The organism is Bacillus sp. ISL-57 (assembly GCF_018613135.1).
GTDB classification, from domain to species: Bacteria; Bacillota; Bacilli; order Bacillales; family DSM-1321; genus Peribacillus; species Peribacillus frigoritolerans.
Genome location: NZ_JAGGQV010000001.1, coordinates 1 through 25151 on the forward strand (window position 1 = coordinate 1; position 25151 = coordinate 25151).

The 25151-nt window shown below is 41.3% G+C and carries 22 protein-coding genes and 1 pseudogene; 18 read left to right on the forward strand and 5 right to left on the reverse strand.

What is annotated here, in order from left to right; translation table 11 throughout:
- Positions 1–181 precede the first annotated feature (181 nt).
- Positions 182–1033 carry a tyrosine-type recombinase/integrase gene (locus tag J7I90_RS00005; protein ID WP_214767421.1) on the forward strand — a complete coding sequence of 284 codons (852 nt, stop codon included), beginning with the start codon at positions 182–184 and terminating at the stop codon, positions 1031–1033.
- 273 nt (positions 1034–1306) lie between these two features.
- Here J7I90_RS00005 and J7I90_RS00010 read toward each other — a convergent pair whose 3' ends face one another.
- The gene (locus J7I90_RS00010) at positions 1307–1546 is read right to left on the reverse strand and encodes a hypothetical protein (RefSeq protein WP_096338764.1); all 240 of its coding nucleotides are present in this window, start codon (positions 1544–1546) and stop codon (positions 1307–1309) included.
- Positions 1547–2117: 571 nt separating this feature from the next.
- On the opposite strand from J7I90_RS00010, the pseudogene J7I90_RS00015 reads away from it, so the two are divergent.
- From J7I90_RS00015 to J7I90_RS00050, 8 genes and pseudogenes are all read left to right on the forward strand, one after another.
- Positions 2118–2222, forward strand: a pseudogene (locus J7I90_RS00015) (recombinase family protein); the annotation flags it as partial.
- A gap of 519 nt (positions 2223–2741) precedes the next feature.
- Positions 2742–4331, forward strand: coding sequence for a long-chain-fatty-acid--CoA ligase (locus tag J7I90_RS00020; RefSeq protein WP_251025058.1), 1590 nt, complete (start codon positions 2742–2744; stop codon positions 4329–4331).
- Positions 4332–4406: 75 nt separating this feature from the next.
- Entirely contained in the window at positions 4407–5675 is a 1269-nt protein-coding gene (locus J7I90_RS00025; RefSeq protein ID WP_048686008.1) for an MFS transporter, read from the forward strand.
- A gap of 93 nt (positions 5676–5768) precedes the next feature.
- Positions 5769–6941 carry a thiolase family protein gene (locus J7I90_RS00030; protein ID WP_214767427.1) on the forward strand — a complete coding sequence of 391 codons (1173 nt, stop codon included), beginning with the start codon at positions 5769–5771 and terminating at the stop codon, positions 6939–6941.
- Positions 6942–7052: 111 nt separating this feature from the next.
- Positions 7053–8201 carry an acyl-CoA dehydrogenase family protein gene (locus tag J7I90_RS00035; RefSeq protein WP_072272816.1) on the forward strand — a complete coding sequence of 383 codons (1149 nt, stop codon included), beginning with the start codon at positions 7053–7055 and terminating at the stop codon, positions 8199–8201.
- Positions 8202–8271: 70 nt separating this feature from the next.
- Positions 8272–9456, forward strand: a complete 1185-nt coding sequence (locus J7I90_RS00040) for a thiolase family protein (protein WP_214767430.1) — start codon at positions 8272–8274, stop codon at positions 9454–9456.
- A gap of 82 nt (positions 9457–9538) precedes the next feature.
- On the forward strand, positions 9539–9943 hold the full coding sequence (locus J7I90_RS00045) for a PaaI family thioesterase (protein ID WP_063576637.1): 405 nt from the start codon (positions 9539–9541) through the stop codon (positions 9941–9943).
- Positions 9944–10006: 63 nt separating this feature from the next.
- Positions 10007–11614, forward strand: coding sequence for a long-chain-fatty-acid--CoA ligase (locus J7I90_RS00050; protein ID WP_214767432.1), 1608 nt, complete (start codon positions 10007–10009; stop codon positions 11612–11614).
- Positions 11615–11707: 93 nt separating this feature from the next.
- Here the strand turns inward: J7I90_RS00050 and J7I90_RS00055 are convergent, their stop codons facing one another.
- Genes J7I90_RS00055 through J7I90_RS00065 form a run of 3 tightly spaced genes read right to left on the reverse strand, consistent with a single transcriptional unit; the run spans position 11708 to position 12464 of the window.
- Entirely contained in the window at positions 11708–11863 is a 156-nt protein-coding gene (locus J7I90_RS00055; RefSeq protein WP_214767435.1) for a hypothetical protein, read from the reverse strand.
- Complete coding sequence (locus J7I90_RS00060) at positions 11860–12099, reverse strand: hypothetical protein (protein ID WP_214767438.1); 240 nt, start codon at positions 12097–12099, stop codon at positions 11860–11862. The genes J7I90_RS00055 and J7I90_RS00060 overlap by 4 nt, the downstream gene beginning before the upstream one ends.
- 44 nt (positions 12100–12143) lie before the next feature.
- Positions 12144–12464 carry a hypothetical protein gene (locus J7I90_RS00065; protein ID WP_214767441.1) on the reverse strand — a complete coding sequence of 107 codons (321 nt, stop codon included), beginning with the start codon at positions 12462–12464 and terminating at the stop codon, positions 12144–12146.
- Between the two features lie 345 nt (positions 12465–12809).
- On the opposite strand from J7I90_RS00065, the gene J7I90_RS00070 reads away from it, so the two are divergent.
- Positions 12810–13385 carry a hypothetical protein gene (locus J7I90_RS00070; protein WP_214767443.1) on the forward strand — a complete coding sequence of 192 codons (576 nt, stop codon included), beginning with the start codon at positions 12810–12812 and terminating at the stop codon, positions 13383–13385.
- Positions 13386–13536: 151 nt separating this feature from the next.
- Here J7I90_RS00070 and J7I90_RS00075 read toward each other — a convergent pair whose 3' ends face one another.
- Entirely contained in the window at positions 13537–13953 is a 417-nt protein-coding gene (locus tag J7I90_RS00075) for a PaaI family thioesterase (RefSeq protein WP_034312878.1), read from the reverse strand.
- Between the two features lie 1266 nt (positions 13954–15219).
- On the opposite strand from J7I90_RS00075, the gene J7I90_RS27630 reads away from it, so the two are divergent.
- The 8 genes from J7I90_RS27630 (at position 15220) to J7I90_RS00110 (ending at position 24810) form a co-directional block, all read left to right on the forward strand.
- Positions 15220–15354 (forward strand): hypothetical protein, encoded by a 135-nt coding sequence (locus tag J7I90_RS27630; protein ID WP_285289393.1) that lies wholly within the window; start codon positions 15220–15222, stop codon positions 15352–15354.
- Between the two features lie 76 nt (positions 15355–15430).
- Positions 15431–16288 carry a MurR/RpiR family transcriptional regulator gene (locus tag J7I90_RS00080; RefSeq protein ID WP_251025021.1) on the forward strand — a complete coding sequence of 286 codons (858 nt, stop codon included), beginning with the start codon at positions 15431–15433 and terminating at the stop codon, positions 16286–16288.
- A gap of 46 nt (positions 16289–16334) precedes the next feature.
- A complete protein-coding gene (locus J7I90_RS00085) occupies positions 16335–17465 on the forward strand; it encodes an amidohydrolase (RefSeq protein WP_214767446.1) in 1131 nt (376 codons plus the stop codon).
- A 36-nt stretch (positions 17466–17501) separates the two neighbouring features.
- On the forward strand, positions 17502–18986 hold the full coding sequence (locus J7I90_RS00090) for an amino acid permease (RefSeq protein ID WP_251025022.1): 1485 nt from the start codon (positions 17502–17504) through the stop codon (positions 18984–18986).
- A gap of 156 nt (positions 18987–19142) precedes the next feature.
- Positions 19143–19973 carry a GNAT family N-acetyltransferase gene (locus J7I90_RS00095; protein WP_214767449.1) on the forward strand — a complete coding sequence of 277 codons (831 nt, stop codon included), beginning with the start codon at positions 19143–19145 and terminating at the stop codon, positions 19971–19973.
- Positions 19974–20085: 112 nt separating this feature from the next.
- Positions 20086–21222 (forward strand): o-succinylbenzoate synthase, encoded by a 1137-nt coding sequence (menC, locus tag J7I90_RS00100; RefSeq protein WP_214767451.1) that lies wholly within the window; start codon positions 20086–20088, stop codon positions 21220–21222.
- Between the two features lie 239 nt (positions 21223–21461).
- Positions 21462–23477: a transporter substrate-binding domain-containing protein gene (locus J7I90_RS00105; RefSeq protein WP_214767454.1), complete on the forward strand. Its 2016-nt coding sequence runs from the start codon at positions 21462–21464 to the stop codon at positions 23475–23477.
- Positions 23455–24810, forward strand: a complete 1356-nt coding sequence (locus J7I90_RS00110; protein ID WP_214767458.1) for a sigma-54-dependent transcriptional regulator — start codon at positions 23455–23457, stop codon at positions 24808–24810. The genes J7I90_RS00105 and J7I90_RS00110 overlap by 23 nt, the downstream gene beginning before the upstream one ends.
- Positions 24811–25151: the final 341 nt, after the last annotated feature.

A 25151-nucleotide genomic window follows, 5' to 3' on the forward strand; every position in this document is an offset into this window, starting at 1 on the left:
AGAGTAGGACGCCGCCAAGCAATGTTTATCACATCAATTAGGATTCATAAACCCGTATAAACAGGTTCAAATCCTATCTACGCATCTAAACCTTAGGATTATCCTAAGGTTTTTTTGTATAAATTCCACAATTCGTTGGAAAGGCTTATTAATAGCATGATTTTGGTAGGGGGCTTCTCGAATGACCAGTAAAGAAGAAATCCTGGACAATAAACAAATTCTTCATTCTTTTGGGAAATGGTTAATGGGTCAAAATAAATCCGATGGTACGATTAAAACCTATGTGGGAGTCATCTCCCAGTTTCTTCAATGGTTTAAAGATGAGGCGGAAGAGATTGAAAAATTCCACGTCCAAACCTATTTAGACGATATGGAACAGTCAAACAAGAGTGGAGGAACGATTGAAAAACATTATTCAGCCATTACCATGTTTTCCAGGTTCCTTGATAAACCCGAAATCGTCCTCAACATCGATCGTAAAGCAAAGGAAAAGAAAGAAGATCCACCAAAAGCCCTGAACATGCATGAGCAAGCTGCTCTCCTAAAAGAAATCGAGGCCTCTGGGCATTTCAGGAATATTGCTATTGTCTACACAATGATTCATACGGGTATCCGGGTATCCGAACTTTGTGATTTGAACCATAGTGACATTCAAAAAGAGGGAGAAAGGCAATATATCCTCATTCGGGATTCAAAAGGTGATATAGACAGGAAGATTCCACTCTCCATGACTGCTAGTGAAAAGATCAAGGCATACAAGGAATTTTTAAATATGGAAACGGAAGCCATCTTCATATCCAGTGTGAATCAACGCATAACGCCAAGGTCCGTGCAATATATGTTGACTAAATATAATACGACTCCCCATAGGCTTCGGAATACGTTTTGCCAAACATTAATCGATAAGGGGATAGACCTTCAAACCGTTTCAAAATTGATGGGGCATAAAGATTTGAACATGACCAAACGTTATATAGGAGAAGGAAAAGAAGAATTGGAATCAGCCATTGAAAATACTTTTGATAATTTGTAGGATTGGGAATACTTAACGATATACAAGAAGTTTTCCTTCATAAGTTCCAATAGCACGGGGAATTTAATGCTGATGATTTAAAAATAGCATTTCTTTTATAGTTGTAGGCCTTTTAAAGGACAGATTAAAATGACTAGGAATTTTTAAGGCAAGATCTCTTTTGGTGAATGCCACCCAAAACAACCCTTTGGTAGCCAAGAGGGTTAATTAGAAGGAATTTATTCTTTACCTAGGGTAGACTAGAAAACATCATTGGACTTCTTATTCTACAATTTAGGGTTGCAGGGTAGTTTCTCTTAGTAGTTTCTCGGCTTCAATTATACAAGCACCCTTGTCATGTAGGTATTCAAGTGAGATACTCCTTTTTAATGCTGTTTGTTCAATTAATCTAATTTCATGCTGCATAGCACCAGACAAGATTCCATTTTCAATGTTCTTATTTATTTCATAATAAAATCCTGCCAATAATTCTAACGGTAATTCATCGTAAAGGGAACTTTTTTTGATCTTCATAAAGTACCTCCTCATTCTACAATAAAACTAGCATACATATTTGTACTAAAAACATAAGAGATCTTAAGGGGGGGCTTTTAAGCTAGGGAAACCCTGAATTTGATCGAATACAGAGTTTTTTTGTATTTGAATAATATGATTGATGAATCACTGTTTCCTATTCGGAAGAAGCTATTCTTTCTATGTACTGTTCCGGGTATTGGCCCCACCTACGCCAGATACTATGACGGCCACGCATGCCATCCAACCTATTATCATCATAAAAGAAAACGCTTACATTGTCAAGAATTTCATTTGGAAATTCGAGCAAAAACCTCTTGGTATGATAAAAGGGTGACAGGCTGATAGGATGAAGGGGCTAAAATTAAAAAAATCAGCAGATTTATTATTTTAATAATATCCAAAAAAGAAAATGTTGTATTTCACAAAAATGGTTGAGCGCCGTTTAAAGCTAAAAAATTTCCGAAATGGTCTGTATAGCATTGTTACACCCGTTCGTAAAAGTTAGAAAAACATTTACGAACGCTTTTGATAGAATAAGAGAGAGAAAAGTAGATGAAGGAGTAAAAAAATGGATGTCCGTAAATTTGGATACATAAGAATGAGTAGCAAAGATCAAAATGAAGGACGACAACTTCAGGCCATGTTGGATAATGTTCTTAAAGAACGTGATATCTAGGTCTTTACAGGATGGTCCGATCGATTGAACCAGTTGTGTGGCTTTGATGATTCTTGGATTCAGCGGTGGCAAAAAAGTCTACGAACGCGCAAAATCTAAAAATCCAGGAATGGAAAGGGAGCTATAGATTTTTTATTTAACCGTAGGTCAATAAAATTCGAAAAGCCCATCCAGCTAAGGATGGGCTTTTCGAATTTTATAATCAACCATGGAGAAAGTCTATATCACGATTTGTGAGTAGGTATAATCTATAATATGGTAAAAATCATCTTTTCAATATCGTTAGAAAAGAGCTGAGTTTGTTTAAATTCAAAAATGAATTATGGGCATTTCGATGAATCCCCAATAGAAAGGCATTTTTTGTGAATAAAATTCATTAATGAATTGTCTGATCTTAATAATAAGCGACTTTACATTAAATTGGGACTTGGCATGCAAGTTGCATAATATTAGTTATAAATCAAACATGCACGATATGAAATTCGTTTATGTGCGGAGGGATGAATGGTGCGAAAAATGATAAATAAACCATGGGAGCAATGGTATGTTGAAAGAATGAAATCTATGAAGCTACCGGAAATATCCGTCTATTCACTGCTTGATATAACAGCGAGTAGGTTTCCACACCATACAGCCATCATTTATGAAGACCAGTCCATGGATTATAAGAATCTGAAAATGCAGGTAGACAAACTTGCAGGTAAATGGAGAGAAATGGGCTTTGTTAAAGGTGAACGGATTGGACTGATGATGGCCAACCACCCTTATTTCATAATCAGTTATTATGCTGCCCAGGCACTGGGTCTGTTGGTTGTACAAATTAATCCCATGTACAAACCGCGGGAACTATTGCAAATATTAATAGACTCGGATACCAAGAATATTGTATTTGACCAAACGGCCGTAAAGACGATCGAAGAAACGAGAGCGATATATGAATTTGATGTATGCATTGATACGGAAAATGATCCAAATGGCTCCTATTCTCTTAAAACGATGATTGAAACCGGGGATGCGATTAAGAAGCCCGTAGTGATAATCCCGCATGAAGATACGGCAGTCATCCAATATACTGGCGGCACCACTGGGAAGATGAAAGGTGTCATGCTTACTCACCATAATTTAACCTCCAATGTCGTGCAGAGCTTTGAAATGTATGGTGATTCCCTGAAACCTGGCGAAGAAATCGTTTTGGCAGCTACGCCTCTTTACCATGTTTATGCCATGACAAGTGCAATGAATCTAGGTATCTATATTGGAGCTGCCATCCTCTTATTTCCTAAATTCGAACTTGAAGATGTACTTGCAAAAATAAAAAAGTATCGTCCGACTTTCTTTCCAGGAGTTCCAAAGATGTATAACGCTTTCGTCAATCACCCAGGAATTGAAAACTATGGACTGAATTGTTTAAAAAGTTGTTCTTGTGGATCGGCGCCCCTGCCGGTTGAAGTAATAAAGCGATTTGAGGGGCTGACCGGTGCCAAAATAGGAGAGGGTTTCGGTTTGTCTGAGGCTTCACCTTCCACTCATCGTAATCCGCCTTTCGGAAAAAGGAAAATAGGAAGCATTGGCATCCCTTTTCCAGGCACGGACTGTATGATCATAGACGATGAAAATAATGAAGTGCCTAACACATGCGTCGGGGAGTTGCTCATAAAAGGCCCGCAAATCATGAAGGGTTATTGGAATAACGAAGCCGAAACCAAAAAGGCCTTACAGAATGATTGGCTATATACTGGCGATCTTGCTGTGATGGATGACGAAGGATATTTCTATATCGTCGGCAGGAAAAAAGAAATGATCATCGTCGGGGGATTCAATATTTACCCGCAGGAGGTAGAAGGGGTTCTGTATGAACATCCGGCCATTAAAGAGGCAGCTGTGGTTGGCATCCCACATAAAGAAAAAGGAGAAATAGTGAAAGCATTCATCGTACCTAAAGAAAGCGCTTCTGTGGATCTTGAAGAAATAGAAGGATATTGCTATTCCCAATTGACGCCTTATAAAGTACCGAAAGTATTTGAATTAAAAAAAGAACTTCCGCGAAATACAGTGGGTAAACTCTTAAAAAGACTGTTAGTTAAGGAGGAATTAGAAAAGGGTTGAAAGAGGGCTAAGTTGAACCTTACGTTGGATGGTATGCCAGTTTGTAAACGAAAATAATGAAGAGGAGGGATTCATATGCGTTGGGTTGTTCTCATTCTATTATTCTTTGGAGCCGTCATCAATTTTGCAGATAAATCGATCGTGGGCCTTGCAGCTGTTCCCATCATGAAGGAATTCAATCTTACCTATGCAGAGTGGGGTCTTGTTGGAAGCAGTTATTATTGGCTCTACCCAGTAACAGGGATTTTTGGGGCAGCATGGGCTGATCGGCTGGGGGCTAAAAAAGTGCTGGGGTTCATCATGCTGACATGGACCGTCTTGCAATTCGGCGTTTTAGCCATCACCGCTCTTCCGTTATTAATTCTATACAGGATTTTACTTGGCGCATTCGAAGGGCCTTATAGCCCGATTGCTTACAGTCATGCCGATAAGTGGTTTCCGCCGAAGCTCAAAGGTTTTGCCAATTCGGTGGTTGTTGGCGGAGGGACCGTTGGTGCGATGATCGTGGCACCGATCCTCGTATCCTTAATTACGATATTCGGCTGGAAGGTTGCCTTTGCCGCCCTTGGTGCAGCAAGCCTTGTTTGGTTCTTCCTCTTTCAATTTTTAACAAAGGAAAATCCGGTTGAAGTATATGAAAACGTCCAAAAGAAAAAGAAACAAAAACTGGAGAAAATAAAAGTGAAAGACTTTCTACTGCTATTGGCTTCACCAACTGCTTTGTTTACTACGCTCGCTTATTTTTCAACTTATATTTTAGTTGTTTGGTTTTCTGTTTGGCTCCCTATTTATTTAGTGGAAGCCGTAAAAATGACTCCAGGTCAAATGGGAACCAGCGTTGCGATAATCGGAGTCGTTTCCGTATGTATTTATATGGGTGTTTCGATGGCGTCCGATCATTTATTCAAGAAGAATCAGAATTGGCGATCATCAAGGGTATTCGTCGTTGCGGGCGCCATGATTCTTGGTGCATTGTTCTTTTCCTCAATCATGATATTTCAAAATCCAATCTGGGTGATAGTCGCCATGTGTTTAGCAAAGGGTCTTACATACGCCATTTTACCAATCGGACCAACGATCATGATCAATGAAATGCAGGAGCGGGGGGGACTGATGACAAGCATCTTAACATCATCAGGAAATCTAGCGGGCATTGTTGCACCTCTATTAACTGGCTATATCATAAGTCTAGCTGGAGGAAATCAACTATTGGGTTATAACCTATCGATATTGTTCATGGCCATCCTTGTCCTGGCTTTTGGCATCCTGTTTGCCATATTCGTTAAGCCGGCCGGGAAACTTAAAAATAAAAGTTCTGATAATTTTGACCTTAAATCCTCATAAGCAGGGTCAAACCTGCTTACATTCAATGAAACTAGTAGAGAAGGAATGCCTTCAAATAATGGAGTGAATAAAAGGAAAAGGAGCGGATGGGACATGAATAGAGAAGCAGTCATAGTTTCTGCAGTTCGAACAGCGATTGGAAAACAAGGAGGTGCACTTGCATCTGTTCCTGCCCACGTATTTGGGGCAGAAGTAATGAAGGAAGCCTTAAGACGAGCGAATGTAGAACCTCGTATGGTAGATGATGTAATCATGGGGAATGTGTTAAGCGGGGGTGGAAACATTGCCAGGTTAACTGCACTGGAAACGGGCCTCTCGATTCATCTTCCGGGACTGACTGTCGACCGTCAATGCGGCTCGGGAATAAATGCTGTCAACTTGGCTGCACAAGCGATCCGGGCTGGCGAAGGCGATGTCTATATCGCCGGTGGGGTCGAGAGCATGAGCAGGGCGCCATACTTGATGGACCGACCGGAAAAACCATACAGTGCAAAACCCCCACAGTTCAGAAAGTCCAGGTTGTCCCCTAAAGAGATTGGCGATCCCCCGATGGGAATCACGGCTGAAAACTTAGCGGGAAAATATGAGGTCAGCAGGGAAGAACAAGATGCCTTTGCTCTACAAAGCCAAAAAAATATGGCCAGAGCCGTGGAAGAGGGCCGGTTCAATGAACAAATTGTGCCTATCCACATTCCCGTCAGAAAAGGTGACGATATCGAATTTAATTTGGATGAACATCCACGACCGCAAATAACGAAAGAAGGGCTAGCCAAATTATCGCCTGCATTTCTGGAAGGCGGGTCCGTGACTGCAGGCAATAGTTCGGGATTGAATGATGCCGCTTCAGCATTGGTCATCATGTCGAGGGAAAAAGCGATGGAATTGGGGATTAAGCCTTTAGCGACGATCAGGGCACAGGCAGTTGCAGGGGTAGATCCAAATTATATGGGAATAGGACCTGTTCCCGCAATAAGAAAAATAATGGAGAAATCAGGACTTTCCTTAAATGAAATGGACATCATTGAGATTAATGAAGCATTCGCCGCTCAAGTCATTGCTTGTAATCGGGAGCTTGATATGAATCTAGCAAAAGTGAATGTGAACGGGGGAGCCATTGCACATGGACACCCACTAGGTGCGACGGGTGCCATCCTCATTACGAAAGCGGTTCATGAATTGAAGCGTTCTGCCGGAAGGTTCGCCCTTATTACAGCTTGCATTGGAGGCGGACAGGGAATTGCTACGATAATTGAACGTGAAGGCTGACTTTATGTGTGTGTTTACAAAGGACAATCAATTTAGCACAGCATTCAGACCTAAAGGGCCTGCTTGTCGATGGCTACTATATATGAACAGAACTAAGGAGGAATAAACTAAATGACAATCACTTTAACCAAGGAAATGCAGCAAATGAAGGAAATGATCCGTAATTTTGTTGAAAGGGAAGTGGAGCCCTTCGCCATACAAATTGAAGAAGAAGATGCCATCCCGGGACATTTGGTGGAAAAAGCAAAAGACCTTGGCTTATTCGGGATAAGCATTCCCGAACAATACGGTGGAATTGGCTTAAATGCGGTGGGAAAAGCGACCGTTTTAGAGCAGTTAGGAAGGACCCATAATGGTTTCGTTTCATTAATAAGCGCTCACACCGGGATTGGCAGTACAGGTCTGGTTAAGCTGGCATCCGAACATTTGAAAAATAAATACTTGCCTGAAATGGCAGCAGGCACGAAAATTGGCGCCTTTGCTTTATCTGAACCCGGAGCGGGATCGGATGCAACCAATTTGGCAACGAGTGCAGAAAAGAAGGGTGATTACTGGGTGATGAACGGGACGAAACATTTCATCACGAATGGGCCGATAGCTGATGTTTATACCGTATTCGCATTAACGGATAAAGATAAAGGGGCAAAGGGAGGGATTACCGCTTTTTTAGTGGAAAGAGACTTTCCTGGTTTGACTGTCGGCAAAAAGGACAAAAAAATGGGATTAAGAGGATCATATACCTCACAGGTCATTTTTGAAGATTGTATCATACCTGAAGAAAATGTAATCGGCGAAGTTGGAATGGGATATATTTCTGCACTTAAAATTTTAGGTGAAGGGCGAGTAGGATTGGCTGCAAGAGCAGTGGGTTCAAGTGGTAAATTAATTGAATTATCAGCCAAATATGCCAAAGAGCGCATCCAATTCGGTAAACCGATCGCTGACAACCAAGCGATTCAATGGATGCTTGCTGATATGGCAACCGAAACGGAAGCTGCAAGAGCATTGACGATGATGGCGGCACAAAAGATTGATGAAGGAAAAAAAGTGATCAAGGAAGCTTCAATGGCCAAACTGTTCGCTTCTGACGTTTTTAATCGGGTGGCGGATAAAGCGGTACAAATTCATGGCGGGATGGGATATATGGCTGAATATCCAGTGGAACGTTTTTATCGGGATGCCCGCATAACGAAGATCTATGAAGGAACGAATGAAATCCAACGTTTAATCATTGCAAGAAATGTTTTGGAAGAGTGCTGAATGTTTACTGTTTTATTCGGGCAGGTAGTCTTTTGTCCAAGTATCTGGAGTTTCAAAGGAGAGGAACGAAATGGGAGAAGATATCGTGATCGTGAGTGCTGTACGTACACCAATTGGTAGGTACGGTGGAGCATTTAAAGAGATTAGTTCCGGTCATTTGGCTAGCATTGCCATTAAAGAAGCGATCAAGCGGGCAAATATTGCAGCGGAACAAGTGGATGAAGTCATTTTCGGGGAGGTTAGGCAAACGACCGAATCCTCGAATGTCGCGAGGGTGGCAGCATTGCGTTCAGGGATTCCCGATTCTGCACCGGCTTTTACGGTAAACCGGTTATGTGCATCTGGAATGCAGGCCATCACCTCAGCTGCACAGCAGATAAGCTCAGGTCAAGCAAATATAGTCGTTGCCGGGGGGACGGAAAGCATGAGCCGGGCACCGCTTTATTTAAGAAGTGCCCGTTTTGGGGGAGACAGGACCCAACTAGTTGATTCTAATACTGAAGCAGGGCAGCAGCCTCAAGAAATTTATGGGAAAAGTTTGGGGATGGGAATCACCGCTGAAAATGTCGCGCAGCGATACAACATTTCCAGGGAAGAACAAGATGCCTTTTCAGTGGAAAGTCAACGAAGAGCGGCGCAAGCTATGGAAGAAGGAAGGTTCAAAGATGAAATCGTTCCTGTCCAGGTCTCTGACAGGAAGGGTACGGTTATCATTGAAACGGATGAATATCCACGCCCTGACACCACAATGGAAAAGCTTGCAAGCTTAAAACCGGCATTCAGGGAAAACGGAACCGTCACTGCCGGTAATGCTTGTGGACGTAATGACGGGGCAGCTGCATTGGTGTTAATGAAGGCCAGTGAAGCAAAACGGTTGCAAGTACAGCCGATAGCAAAGATCGTCGATTGGGCGACTGCCGGAGTTTCTCCTGAAGTGATGGGAATTGGTCCAGTACCAGCGGTTGGAAAACTTATGGAGCGCACCGGGAAGAAAGTTGAAGAAATTGGGCTTTTCGAATTAAATGAAGCGTTCGCTTCACAAGCATTGGCAGTAATCAGGGATTTATCGCTAGATGAAAACAAGGTGAATGTAAACGGAGGCGCCATTGCACTTGGGCACCCAGTCGGATCGACAGGCGCAAGGATCGTGGCAACGCTAATACATGAACTGATTCGCAGGAAAGAAAAATATGGAGTTGCTACACTTTGTGTAGGCGGCGGCCAGGGAATGGCGATCATGATTGAAACGATATAGTCCAACGATAAAGGAGCGGAAACCCCATACGTTTCTGCTCCTTTCCGTAATTTGAATCGCGCATAAGTGAGGGGGAGGAAGATTGCCTGTTGAAGTGGAGGATATTCGGAATCAATTCGAAAGTAGTGCATTCTTTTCGCATATTGGGTTTGAAATCATTCGGTTTGAAGAAGGTAATGTAACGATAAAGCTAAACATTGAAGAACATCTACTTAATGTCAATGGAACACTGCACGGGGGCATTCATGCCACCATGCTGGATACCATCCTAGGAATGGTGACTCGTTCCGTTACCAAGTCTAAAGTCGTGACGACAAGTTTAACAGTACATTATTTAGCCAGCATATCAAGCGGGGAACTATTTGCGGAAGCAAAAGTCCTGCAAAAAGGATACAAAATTGCCTTTACTGAAGGAGAAATAAAAGATGCTGAAGGCAACATCATTGCTAAGGGCACAGGAATTTTTAAAATCATTCGCGATAAATGAGGCAAGGATGATCAAATTGGCTGACAAGTGACTATGCTCCATTTTAGTAGTAAAGAATGAGGTGTGAAAAAATTGACTCGAACTTGGCATCGATTTTATCCGAAAGAAACCCCAGCAGAAATTGACATTCCAGTATTGTCCTTATATGGACTCCTTGAACGTTCAGCCCGACTTTACCCAACCTGCAAGGCCGTAATAGATGGGGATCGGGAAATGACATATATGGAATTAAAGGATGCCGCAGATCGTTTTGCTGTGAATTTAGACAACCGTGGATTTCAAAAAGACGATCGTATAGCAATCATGCTGCCAAATTGTCTAGAATATATCATTGCCTATTATGCCACCCATCGTTTGGGAGGTATGGTCGTTCAAGTGAACCCACTGTATAAGTCGATTGAATTGGACTATATATTACGGGATTCCGGAGCCAATTGGTTCATTGGGCGGGAGGTACAACGGGAAATATTAGCGCTAACAAGTTTTTCTGAAAGGTTAACGTTCATATCTGCCGAGCGATTAATGGAAACTGGAGCGGATTTATCAAGGAAAGATAAGGAACTTCCTGTTCTGGACATCGACCCAAAGGAAGCTGTGGCTGTTCTTCAATATACAGGGGGAACTACAGGGAAATCAAAAGGGGTCATGCTCACGCATTTTAATTTGATCTCGAATGTATTTCAAGATTTTGCTTTCACGGCTAATGCCCTTCAACTCCAAAGTCCTGGCGAACGGATGCTTGGATTGACCCCATTATTCCATGTCTTTGGTAATGGACGATTGAATAGTGCCATATATGCCGGATCAACTTATATCACATTAGAGAAATTTGAAATAAATAAGGTGGTAGATTTGATTCGAACACATCGGCCAACCATTTTTCCTGGTGTCCCGACCATGTATATTGCTTTATTGAATCACCCGGATTTGACGGCGGACGATTTATGCTGCTTTAAGTACTGCAGCTGTGGTTCTGCGCCGCTCCCGATAGAAATCATTCAACAGTTCGAAAAAAAATTACGGATTACAATATTAGAAGGATTCGGGATGTCGGAAACTTCCCCCACTACCCACCGTAATCCAGTCATAGGACAGCAAAAACAAGGAAGTATCGGAATTCCATATCCAAATACCGATGCTAAAATCGTCGATTTGAAAACAGGCGTTGATGAATTGCCAGCAGGAGAAAGAGGCGAACTGATCATTAAAGGCCCGCAAGTAATGAAGGGATATTGGGAAAATCCAGAGGAAACGGCAACAGCTTTGCGGGAAGGGTGGCTTTACACGGGAGATATAGCTACGATGGATGAAGAGGGATATTTTTATATCGTAGGCAGGAAGAAAGATATGATCATTGCAAGCGGTTATAATGTATATCCAATCGAAGTCGAAGATATTATTTATCAGCATCCATCCGTAAAAGAGACATGTGTATATGGAGTCCCGGATTCATACCGTGGGGAAACGGTAAAAGCGGCCATAGTTTTAAAGAAAGGCAAGTCAGTCACGGAGCAGGAAATCAGGGAGTTTTGCGTGCAGCGACTTGCCAGATATAAAGTGCCGCGAAGCTTTGAGTTCAGGGAGCAATTGCCAAAATCAGCTGTCGGGAAAATATTGCGCAGAATATTAATGGAGGAAGGAACACAAAGCCCTACTGCCGGGGGGAGATAAGCATATCAGTTATCGCAAGGGAGCTCAGTTGAAACCCTAAATAAGGGAAACCTTTATTCGAGGTTCCCCTTATTTAGGGTTTATAGACGAAATCTACTTTCCTTTTAGGGGAATTTCAAATGAAGTCCCATCCACCAATAATTCATGAGACTCACCATCCGCTATATCATCGGTAGTGAAAGAAAAGGAATCGAGCCGTTCGAAGTTTTCCTCTGGATCAACCAATAAACCAATTGTGCCTTTTCTCAATTCTCCTGGTCTGATCGACTTACTTTTTTTGTCCCCATAAAAGTATCCCCGGAATGGATGAAATTTTTAGAAGGCACCTCATATGTAAGATCATCATTGAAAGTAACATTTTCCATGCTGAAGAACTGAAGTTCCTTCGAATCTTTATTTTCAACAGAATAAGTTATCTCTAGATAAGAAACCTCTTCATCGATATCCGTTTTAGACAACGCCGCCTGTTGATCGATTTCCTCCATGGATAAATTCTCTTTATAATATATCGAATAGGCCTCTTCAAAACTCAATCCCGTATAGGACTTGGTTCCTCTTTTACTTCATCTGTGAGTGAAGATAATTGAATCCTGCGGATATCCTTGACTGTGATGACCATCGGTGCCAATTCAAAAGCCTCATTAATAGACTTCGTTTCTAGTAATCTGAAGGTTCCCCAATTTTTTTGGCGAACCTTATCCCCGACTTTTTCAAGATGGATCCCGCCATATTCATCAACCTCAGGAATTTTGGAATCCTTGGCTTCCGCATTTTCCCCTTTTTCAGTTTTATCGCTCTTGAAATAATTTAAGGCAATCACACTTAAACAAATAAGCAATAATCCAACCATTGCTGAAATGACCCAACTTTTACGAATACTTCATCACTCCTTGTCTTTAACCATTGGTGTCAAAGAATAATATACCATTTTTTTTGAAAAAGAAGGAAAGGGGAGTGACTGAAGATTGATCCTTTTGATTACTAGAACAAGTTCCGTGTTCATCCAAATGATTCGAAGTCTGTCCATGATAATGATTTCTCAGCTACAGTACAAGCCGATTTATAAAAGAGTCATATCATATTTATAACGAAGGGGAAATCTGAAAAACTGAGAATATGCTTTTAATCTTTTATAGTTTTCTCATCCCTGGAGACCTCTCTAGTAACAAATTTAAAAAAAGGAGACGTTTAGGGAATGTTGTGGCCAATTAACAATGGTAAGGAAAGGTTACATCAGCCGAATAAAAGTGCAATGCTGTCCATGAAAGAGATAAAAGCCATTGAGTCCTGGATATCTCAAATTGGGATATTCCAAATTTATATAACCGCTGGACAATTAGTATCTACCGCCAGAAAAACGCTAAAGTTCAAGTATAAAATCATTGGTCATGGATTTAACCGGGTCGTCTATGATTTAAATAATGGCTATATTTTAAAAATTGCATTGTCACAAGTAGGACTAATAAGCAGTGCAAATGAAGCTTATATATATAATAACTGTAATGAGGAAGTCAAAAAGTATTTATGTCCGGTTAAGGAGTATGGGACGGGCTGGATAATCATGAAGAAGGTGGACACGAAAGTGCCGTTTGCAATCAATGAATATACGAAACTGATTAAGTTGGAATTAAAATTCCTGAGGCACGGTATTATCCCAATAGATTTGCGTTTAGATAACGTCGGATATAACGAGAATGATGAAATGGTCGTCATTGATTACGGTCTATTCACCATGGATCTTAAAAGCCCCGTGCTGCGATGGCTTGTTTGATGAGGTGTCTCCAAAGAAAATATAAAATTGATTTACAATGAGGTGATTAGGCGAAGCGGTGAATCTTGTGCTCTCTTGATTTTATCGAATTGTCTAAATGAAACAAGCATGTTACGAAGGGCTTTTTTGTGCAACATGCTTTTTTTATGGTTTAAAGGATCATAACTGATGAAACAACGCTTGCCACTTTTTTATCATTTTGAAATAAATCTGCAAGTACATAAGCTGTTTTTTTTCCGATTCGGTCTACTTTTGCTTCAACTTGTACGTCTCCTAATCTTACTGGTCGATGAAAGGTAGTATGTAAATCAATGGATGCAAAGGATTGTCCAATGCTTAATTTAGATGATATCGCATAAGCCATCATAATATCTGCTGCAGAAGTGACAAATCCACCCATTGCTACACCAATTCCGTTAATGAACTTTTCATCTACTTTCCATACACCCCTCGCAATTCCATCCTGGGCATAATTTGCTTCAATCTGTAACGTTAGATCACAATTCGGAGGTTGTTTCCCCTCTGTAATAACCTGTAAAAGCTCGTTTCCTTTGGATGGTTCCCCCATTAAAATACCCCCTAGAATAAGTTGAAACTACAGAATATTCTAACATATATCTTGGTATCAATGAAGTTATTGATTTACAAATAAAGTAATTAGAGATTCGAACCAATAAATGTAATTTGGTGGTGGATTTGATTTCCACTCTAGGCACTCGCTTTCCGCGGGCGGTCTGTGGAGCCTACTCGGCTTCCGCCTGCAGGGTCTCCCCTAGACACGTTTTGCCCGCAGGAGTCTCGTACCTTCCGTTCCAATCAACTTTGTTTTATTTAGAATCCTTTTGTCTACAAACTAGATAATTTTTGTTTGCCGATTGTCTTTTTTTGGGGTTTATAAATTGGGAACGGTGATTTCCACTTCAGGCACTCGCTTTCCGCGGGCGGGCGGGAGCCTCCTCGGCGAGCCTGCGGGGTCTCCCATGCCACGCTTTTCCCGCAGGAGTCACGTACCTTTCGTTCCAATCAACTTTGTTTTATTTAGAATCCTTTTGTCTACAAACTAGATGATTTTTGTTTGCCGATAGTCTTTTTTTTAGGTTTATAAATTGGGAACGTTGATTTCCACTTCAGGCACTCGCTTTCCGCGGGCGGGCGGGAGCCTCCTCGGCGAGCCTGCGGGGTCTCCCATGCCACGCTTTTCCCGCAGGAGTCACGTACCTTTCGTTCCAATCAACTTTGTTTTATTTAGATAGAATCCTTTTGTCTACAAACTAGATAATTTTTGTTTGCCGACAGTCTTTTTTTGTGGGTTTATAAAATGGGAACGTTGATTTCCACTTCAGGCACTCGCTTTCCGCGGGCGGGCGGGAGCCTCCTCGGCGAGCCTTCGGGGTCTCCCATGCCACGCTTTTCCCGCAGGAGTCACGTACCTTCCGTTCCAATCAACTGTGTGTTTTAAAAGAAAAAACTGTAGGCAGGTCTCATCACGAACCATGTTTAAGATCTGTTTATATTTCATGTTTTTTCCTGTACTCCTTAATGGATGGAAGAAATTTACGATACTCCTTTCGAAAAACTGGTTAGCTTATATTCCACAAGCGCTTGTGCCGAGGAGGCTTGGCAGGCAGTCGGCGGAAAGGGAGCGGATTTCTTGAATTAGCTGGAATGTTTTCTAGAAAAAACTACAGTCTGAGCTTACACCGAATTATGTTTGAGACCAGTTTATCCTTTAAGTTTTTTTCACCTATATTCCTCATTGGATGGAAGAAAATTGCGACACTCCTGCCGAAATACTGTCTAGCCTAGAGCCCACAGGCGCTCGTGCCGAGGAGGCTTGGCAGCAGTCGGCGGAAAGGGAGCTGATTTCTGGAATCACCGGGAATATTATTTTATAAAAAGCCGTAGGGAAGTTGAAGTTAATAATTATCAAAAAAATCAAAAACTTCTTCTTTTTCTAATTAAATTGTGATAGTGTATAAAAAATAGAAGTATTACCTTCATCATAATTTCAAAAAGAAGTATTTGATTCATCAGAGAGGAGTGATATGGTGGAACATCTTCCATTTAAATTATTAGTAAAAGAAAAATTTGACCATTTATCCGCAGGTCAAAAAAAAGTTGCCGCTTATCTGATTGAAAATTTGGATGAAGCCGCCTTTAAAACGGCATTTCAAATTGGTAGGGAAGCGGAGGTTAGTGAAACAACGGTCATTCGGTTTTCGTATTCTTTGGGGTTTGAAGGGTTTAGTAAAATGCAGTCGAGGATTCAAAAACAGCTGCTGCACCAAAATCAAATAGACTTATCCAATACTGATTCCATTCTCCGCATTGATGACAAGCAAGATCCCTTTACAAAAGTGATAGAAAACGAAGTACATATTTTAAGACATCTATTAGATCATACGAACGTTCAGGATATATGGAAAGCAGTCGATGTTCTGATCCAGGCTGACCAAATATTGATTGCTGGGCATCGGATTTCCCATGCCGCCGCCTATTGGTTCTCCTATACGCTAAGTTCATTAAGGGAAAATGTAAGTTTATGTTCTCCTACTGGAGACTTCTATGAAAAGTTTTGTAATCTCACAAATAAGTCTGCATTAGTTGTTTTTTCCTTTCCCAGATATGCAAATGAAACATTAAAAGTTGCTGAGTGTGCCAAAGAACAAGGAGTTTGTTTAATTTCAGTTACAGACCGCCTTCTGTCACCAGTTGGACGCATCTCCGATATTTCACTGACAACTGAAGAAAACGCAGAAACCGGAACCAATTCAATCGCTTCCGTTATTAGCTTATTGGACTTGGTCATTGCAGGCATCCATCAAAAAGACGAAAAACGGATTTATACCCATCAGCAAAAATTAGAAAGGCTATATTCAAGTTATGAGGTGTTTAATGAATGAGTTTTTAATAAAGTTAGAATTCATGTAAAGGAGGAGGTGCAACATTATGGACCCGATTCAATATATTGATCACCATCAAGAATCATTGATGAAGTCCTACCATGACTTGCATTCTTTGGCTGAGCCAAGCTGGCAGGAAGAAAGAACGTCTTGCTATATTTTAAAATGTCTTAGGGAAGCGGGCATAACCGTAAAAACATTTCACGGCCATTATGGAATCATTGCCGAGATCCCAGGCATTTCAAAAAAGGTTGTAGCATTAAGGGCTGATATGGATGCACTTGTTCAGGAAGTGGATGGAGTTGTTAAGGCCAATCATTCATGTGGACACGACGCACATAGCACAATGGTTTTATATACAGCGTTGGGCATTGCCTCCAGCGGAATTCGGCCTAAGCACACTCTCCGATTTATATTTCAGCCTGCAGAAGAAAAAGGGGAAGGCGCTCTTCAAATGATCAATGATGGCGCGTTGGAGAATGTTACATATTTATTCGGGGTACATGTAAGACCAAGTATGGAGGTTCCTTATATGAAGGCTTCCCCCGTCATTGTCCATGGCTCAGCCGAAACAATAAGGGGTACAATCAAAGGCCTTCAGGCGCATGCATCCCGGCCGCAAGATGGAATAAATGTAATTGAGGCAGCAGCTTTGCTTGTCCAAAAATTACAGCAGATTAATCTGGAAACCGAATTTCCTTATTCCATCAAAATGACTCAATTTGAAACAAACAATAAAGCATCAAACGTCATCCCGGAAACAGCTGTCTTTGCTATTGATGCTAGAGCACAGTCAAATGATGTAATGAATGAATTAAATCGCTTAACAAAGGAAGCTTTTGAACAGTCAATGGAACAAACTGAAACATCGATTTCCTGGTCTGCGGAAGAATTTGTCCCAGCTGCGACCTTGAATGAAAAGGCGATAAAGCTGGCTGAGGCCGCAATTAGAGATATCCTAGGGATGGAAAATGTCGTTCCAGTCTGTGTTTCTCAAGGAGGCGAGGATTTTCATTTTTATACTGCCGAAAATCCTGATATAACAGCAACCATGATAGGGTTAGGCTGCGATCTAACGCCTGGTCTGCACCATCCGGATATGAAGTTTAATTTACAAGCACTTATTTATGGAACGAAAATTTTAATTAACACAGTCATGATGGCGGCAGAAGAGTAAAATTTGTTACTTAAAAAATTAATGAAGGGGTGTTTTATGGAAAATACGGCACAAACATCACAAACCGGGGGCCAAACAGCAGCTGATGAAAAACAACTGGAGCGAAAACTCAAACCAAGGCATCTATCGATGATTGCAATCGGCGGCACCATTGGAACAGGACTATTTTTGGCAAGCGGTTCCATTATTCATACTGCGGGTCCTGGAGGAGCTGTGGCTGCTTATATAATTGCCGGGATCATGGTTTACTTTCTGATGACAAGCTTAGCCGAAATGGCTGCCCTTATTCCTATTACAGGTTCTTTTAGTACCTATACATCAAGGTTTGTCGATCCTGCATTGGGATTTGCGATCGGATGGAACTATTGGTATAACAATGCAATCGTAGTCGCACTGGAATTAGCGGCTTCCTCCCTGATAATGAAATATTGGCTTCCTTCCGTTCCGGGCATCATTTGGAGCGCATTATTTCTTGCACTCATATTTGGCCTTAATATTTTATCGGTAAAAGGGTATGGAGAATCAGAATTCTGGTTTGCCATTATAAAGGTTTTGACGATTATCATTTTTATTGCAGTAGGTTTATTAATGATTGTTGGAATCATGGGAGGGGATGCCGTTGGTTTTGAAAATATCACCAAAGGGGAGGCACCGTTTAAAGGAGGCTTTTTATCTATTATAAGTGTCTTTATGGTGGTGGGATTTGCCTTTCAAGGTACCGAGTTAGTAGGAATTGCGGCCGGCGAGAGTGAAAACCCGAGAAAAAATATACCAAAGGCCATTAAGCAAATCTTCTGGAGACTGCTCTTGTTTTATGTATTGGCGATAATTGTGATTGGATTTTTAATAAGCTATAATGATCCGCGTTTGTTAAGCTCGGATATTGAAGATATTGCGGTAAGTCCCTTCACTCTAGTTTTTCAAAACGCTGGGCTTGCCATCGCTGCCTCCGTTATGAATGTGGTCATTCTTACTTCCGTTCTTTCTGCAGGCAATTCGGCCATGTACGGAGCTTCTCGGGTGCTTTGGGTGCTGGCGAAAGAAGGCAAAGCCCCTTCGTTTCTAAAAAAAGTGAATTCAGGCGGCATTCCAGTAAACGCTGTGTACTTTTCCACCATCGTTGGGATGGCAGCTTTCCTGACCTCTCTTTTCGGTGAAGGCACGATTTATACTTGGCTATTGAATGCTGCAGGATTATCCGGTTTTTTATCCTGGTTAGGAATTTCGATTACACATTATCGTTTCCGGAAGGCATATATTGCACAAGGTAGAGATTTGAAAGATTTGCCTTATGTATCAAAATGGTATCCATTCGGTCCGATATTAGCGACACTTTTATGTGTGACGGCAATCCTGGGACAAAATTACTCTGCATTTTTCGGTCCTGAGATTGATTGGTATGGAATTTTAATTTCCTATATCGGGCTTCCTTTATTTTTCCTGGCTTTTCTAGGATATAAAATCGTAAAGAGAACAAAAATGACTCCATTGCAGGAGGCCGATTTCAGTAAAGTGGAATAACCTCTTTCTTTAAAAAAGCAGGAAAGCATTTCTTATTAAGAAAGACCATTTACATGATAGCTCCAGTGCCTCGTAACGACATGCCGTCAGCTGTGGACTACCTTGTCATCTTATGTTGTAAATAAGGGCACTTATGCTATACCAAGGAGGTTGACCATGACAAAATTACAGGAAATTGTAATTCGTTCTATTCATGGAATTGAAGAACTAGAGGACGTAAGAAAGCTAGAGTCCAGCATTTGGGGAGAAACCGACTCAATCCCCACACACCAAACCCTGACAGCCGTGAAAAACGGCGGTTTGGTTATAGGAGCTTATTGCGAAGGAAAGCTGATTGGATTTCAATACAGCTTTCCGGGATTCAATGGGCAATCAGCCTATCTTTGTTCACATATACTAGGCATAGATGAGCAATTTCGCAACAAAGGTATAGGCGAGAAGTTAAAGTTAGCGCAACGTGAGGAAGCGCTAAAGCTTGGCTATTCGCTTATTACATGGACATACGATCCTTTGGAAAGTGTTAATGGGTATTTAAATATAGCCAAGCTCGGTGGGGTATGCTCCACATATATAGCAAACTGCTATGGTGAAATGGAAGATCTTTTAAACAGCGGAATTCCTTCTGACCGCTTTCTTGTCGAATGGCATATTGATAAAAAAGAAACAACGGATTCTAGTGGAGGGGGAATGCCGCTGGACTTCATGATGGAAAACTCGCTTATTCAATGGGATACCATTGAAAAGGGATTGCCTGTTCCATCGTTCACTCGCCCGCTGCCTGAGCATGAATGTGAAACAGCTTTCGTGGCCATTCCAAAGGACTTCCGAACAATAAGAGTCACGAATATTCAGGCGGCCAATGAATGGCGGATGAAAACCAGGGACATTTTTACCGGATTATTTCAGCAAGGATGGCAGGTAACAGATTTTATGAAGAATTCCATGACGGAAATTCCCGTTCAGTTTTATGTGCTATCAAGGAAGTGAACTAGGAAGAATATATATAATGTTTAGTGATTTCAGGCTGTGTAAGCCTATTAATAAAAAATTTGTAAGACTGTGTCCATTAACAGTTTTATCACAAAAGGAGAATTTCTAAGTGAAAATTAAACAAGTTATTCTAAGGCATCTTAAGCTAGACTTGCTCGAACCTTTTACAACTAGCTTTGGGACGGAATACGATAGGGATTTTATCCTTGTGGAAGCCATAAGCGAGGATGGCATTTCCGGTTGGGCTGAATCGGTTGCGATGCTCGACCCCCTGTATAATGAAGAGACCTTAAAAACAAACTGGCATATACTAGAAGACTATCTAATTCCAATAATCCTAAAAAATGAAATCAAGCATCCTGATGAAATTTCCGAAAAATATTTCACCCATATTCGCGGAAATTATATGGCAAAAGCCGCTTTAGAGGGTGCCGTTTGGGATTTGTATGCTAAAAAGAAAGGTGCTTCTCTTTCAAATGTGTTAGGTGGAACAAAAAAGAAAATTGAAGTGGGGGTAAGCATCGGCATAAAGGATTCGATCGATTCGACCCTGGATATAATTGAAGCCCGTCTCGGTGAAGGCTATAAACGTTTTAAACTAAAAATCAAACCGGGCTGGGATGTTGAATTAATAGACAAGGTACGAAAAGTATATCCTGAAATCCCGCTCATGGCCGATGCAAATTCAGCTTATACCTTAAAAGATATAGACCGGTTATCCGCCTTGGATGATTTTAATTTAATGATGATTGAGCAGCCTCTTGCCTATAATGATATCATTGACCATGCAGATTTACAGTCAAGGTTAAAAACCCCTATTTGCCTGGATGAAAGCATACACTCATTAGAAGATGCCAGGAAAGCTATTAAATTGGGCAGCTGTAAAATTATTAATATCAAGATTGGCCGTGTCGGAGGTTTGACTGAATCTAAGAAAATCCATGATTTATGCCTAGAACATGGCATTCCGCTTTGGTGTGGGGGGATGCTGGAATCAGGCATTGGAAGAGCTCATAATATTGCAATCACTTCACTGCCGAACTTCACTCTTCCCGGTGATACCGCAGCTTCCTCCCTCTATTGGGTAGAAGATATCACTGACCCTGAAGTTACAGTGGAAAACGGAATGATCAGTGTTCCAGAATTGCCTGGAATCGGCTATGAACCAAGCATGGAAAAAATCAATAAGTATACTATACACAGTCAAATCTATCATTTAAGTGAAAATGTTGCTAGAAACGCCTAGAGTGCTACTAGATTATATAAAGGCATGATTCCCGAAAAAGGGAGCATGCCTTTTTTATTTATAATCCATTTTCCATTTAAAATATATTGTAATTCGACTTTGTGCCATGTATGGTGTTATGAAATGCAGATTAGCTTTTCTTATATCCTTTAAAAAGTTATCATAATAGAGTCTTTATACATTGTATATATACACATTTATGATACAAAACTGCATGTATAGAAAAAAGGGGTGAGGCGATGCGAAATTTACATACTATCTGTGCCGTAATAACCGTCTACCTTTTCTTTTTTAGCTGTTTCTTTCCTTCAGCAGTCCATTCGGAAGCCCAAAAAGTGATACGGGTTGCTGGGGATAATAACTTTCCACCTTTTGAATACTTGAGCGATTCTGGTGTTTATACCGGTTTTAATGTGGATATAATGAACGCCATTTCTATCGAGACTGGCATTAGGTTCGAATACTATCCCATGCCGTGGAACGAGGCTGTACAAGCTATGCGCTCTGGAAAAGTGGATGCGATTCAAGGCATGAAGTACAACCAAGAACGTGAAGGGATTTATGATTTTTCAGCTCCGTATTTCACAAGTTCACAAGGGATTTTTGTGTTGAAAGATAATATGTTTATCCGAAAAATCGAAGATCTTAAAGGCCGGAAAGTAGCTGTACAAAAAGGAGATGTTGCAAGCGGCCTATTAAGTAAAGTCGACCGTTTGAAATTGGTGGAAACTAATAATCAACAAGAAGCCGTTCAGTCGCTGATCGACGGTAAAGTGGATGCTTTCATTGGAAATCGGATTACGGGTCAATATTTTCTGCAGAAAAATGAGCAGCAATCACTCATTAAGATTGTCGGTGAGCCACTTGGCACCACAAAATATGCTGTAGCCGTGATGCCGAAAAATAAAGAGTTGCTGACACTATTCAATCAGGCAATTTCTCAAATCAAGAAAGATGGAACGTATGAAAAGATAGAGAAAAAGTGGTTCGGCGAATATATCCTGCCAAATACTCAACGGCTACGTAAAACGCTGTTGTATTTGGAAATTGGTCTTATTCTTACCTTCATTGTGATTTCTCTCATCTTATGGTGGAATCTCAGCCTTAAACGAGAAGTGGCTAAGCGAACCGAGCAAATTGAGCACGTGAATAAAGACTTGGAAGAGAAGATGCTGCTTCTTGAGGAAAACATCAACTTTCAGCAGCAAGTATTAAACAGTGCCTACAGTTCGCTTATTACACTGAATCAGCAAGGTCTTGTATCGATGATTAATGTTAGGGCCATGGAATATTTGGGGGTGGACGGTAATGTTGTTGGAAAACGTTTTCAGGATCTGCCAACTGCCCATTTCATCCCGGAAAAGGAAATTAAGGCTGCATTAGAGAAAAAGAGAGTTTTCTTGCAAAAGGAAACGGTATGGTCTCATTATGCGGGCAAAAAAAGGCATATAACTTACAGCATGTATCCAATTCAGACTATTGGGGGAGAAAGTGTAGGTGCGGTATTGAATTTTTTCGATAGTACGGAACAAAAACAACTGGAGAGAAAAGTGGCTCAGGATGACCGATTGCGTTCATTGGGTCAACTCGTGGCGGGTATCGCTCATGAAATAAGAAATCCGTTAACATCGATCCTTACCTATACGCAATTGCTGCCGAAAAAATTTGCAAGCGCAGATTTTCGAACGTTCTTTTCCGAACAGGTCACTAGTGAAATTACCCGACTTAATACATTGGTTAACGATTTGCTCGATTATGCCCGCCCTAAAAAATCAGAGCCTGTCACATTTTCGCTGAATGAGGCCATGGCAGGGATTGAGCTATTGCTTAAGCCGAAAATCAAAGAAAAAAACCTGAGCATTGTTCGAGAGTTCGCTGGAGACATTCAGGCAACTGCAGATACACAGCAGATCAAACAAGTACTGGTGAACGTCATTCTCAATGCCATACAGGCGTCCAATACAGGGGGAACCCTTATTTTTCGGGCATATTATCGGGATATGTTCACCGTCGTTGAAATCGAGGATGAAGGGATCGGCATTTCGGAAGAAGACATTGATAAGATCTTTGAACCGTTTTACACCAGGAAACCCAACGGGGTCGGGCTAGGGCTTTCTATTACGTATCAGCTTGTCAAAGAAAACGATGGCATTATCGAGACAAGAAGTGAAGTAGGAAAGGGAACAGTAGTGACCATTTGTATACAGCATTCATACAGAAAGGATGAAGACGATGTACGATATCATGATTATTGATGATGAGCCAACCATTTGTCAGTCACTTACGTTTGCATTGGAAGACCAGTATCACGTTTATTCGTTTACAGACCCACGTGAAGCGCTTCCGCTTTTCGAAAGAGCAGAAATCGCCATCGTTTTGCTGGATTTAAAAATCGGGGGATATAATGGAATGGAAGTGTTAGAAGAAATCAAACGCCTCTCCCCCTCGACTGTTGTCATTATGATGACGGCCTACGGCACCATTCCTTCTTCCGTGGAAGCAATGCGTAAGGGTGCGTTTTCATATGCGACAAAGCCGCTTCATATTGATGAATTGGAAGTGCTGATGCAAAAAGCAGAAGAAGTGTACACCCTTCAGTCCAAAGTGAAATGGCTGAGTGAAGAATTGGATAAGGTGGCAGGTGTGAACGGCCTCATTGGTGAAAGCTTGGCCATGCGCAAAATATTCTCCCTCATCGAAAAAGTGAAGGATATCGATTCCAACATTCTCATAGAAGGGGAAAGTGGAACCGGTAAAGAAGTCGTCGCCAGAACCATCCATAATCAAAGCAAGCGCAGAAACAAAAAGTTTCAGGCTATTAATTGTGCCGCCATTCCGACTCACCTGTTGGAATCAGAATTATTTGGATATGAAAAGGGCGCATTTACAGGGGCGACACAGCGAAAATATGGACTTTTTGTGCTGGCGGAAGGAGGTACAATATTTCTTGACGAAATCGGTGAGATGGATTTGGCGCTGCAGGGGAAAATTTTGCGTGTTCTACAAGAGAGAAAGGTAATGCCCGTTGGCGGGATAGAAGAAGTCAGCATCGATGTCCGGATCATTGCAGCGACAAACAGAGACTTGGTTAAAGAAGTAAAAGAGAATAGATTTCGTGAAGATTTATATTACAGATTAAATGTGATTCCGATTCACCTTCCGGCTTTACGTGAACGAAAAGAGGATATTCCTTTGCTGTTGGAATTTTTCATTGCAAAAATCGGTGATCGAATGGGAAAACCTGTAGAAGGAATTTCCCATGAAGCGTTACAGCTTTTACAGCAATATGACTTTCCAGGAAATATTCGTGAACTGCAGAACGTGATTGAAAGAGCAATAGCGCTTACGAATGATTCTTACATACAGAAAGACGATTTACCTTCCGACATCCAAAAAAGCTCGCGCCCATTTTTCGGGAATACCCTAATCCCCGTATATGTCGGCGAACCGCTTGAAGATATCGAAAAAAGAGTGATTCTTCATAACCTTGCCGCTTTTAACGGTCATCAAAGGAAGACAGCGCAAACAATTGGCATCGGGGAGAGGACATTGCGGGACAAGTTGAAGAAATATCGGGAAGAAAAGTAGGCGGAAATTGCCGAGCGGCAATTTTCGCCTACTTTTTATTTTGAAAAAATCTGAATTTTCCACTGTTTTTAAGACAATGGACCTGGCATGAAACTTGCTTAATAAAATTGTAGTAAAACCATTAAGCAGAATGGAGGGAACATAGATATACAACATAATGGTCTACAGAGCTGGACTGGAAGTTACAGTGCGGCGAAAGCGGGGATGTGCAAAATGCATCAGGTAGGATAAGTCGATGGTCTATCCAAATTTACCGAAAACAAAAGGACAAGCTATCGCACCATACCTTTTATAACAGTACAACCTGAAATTCATGGCGATTGCAAATATGAAGTATTTTT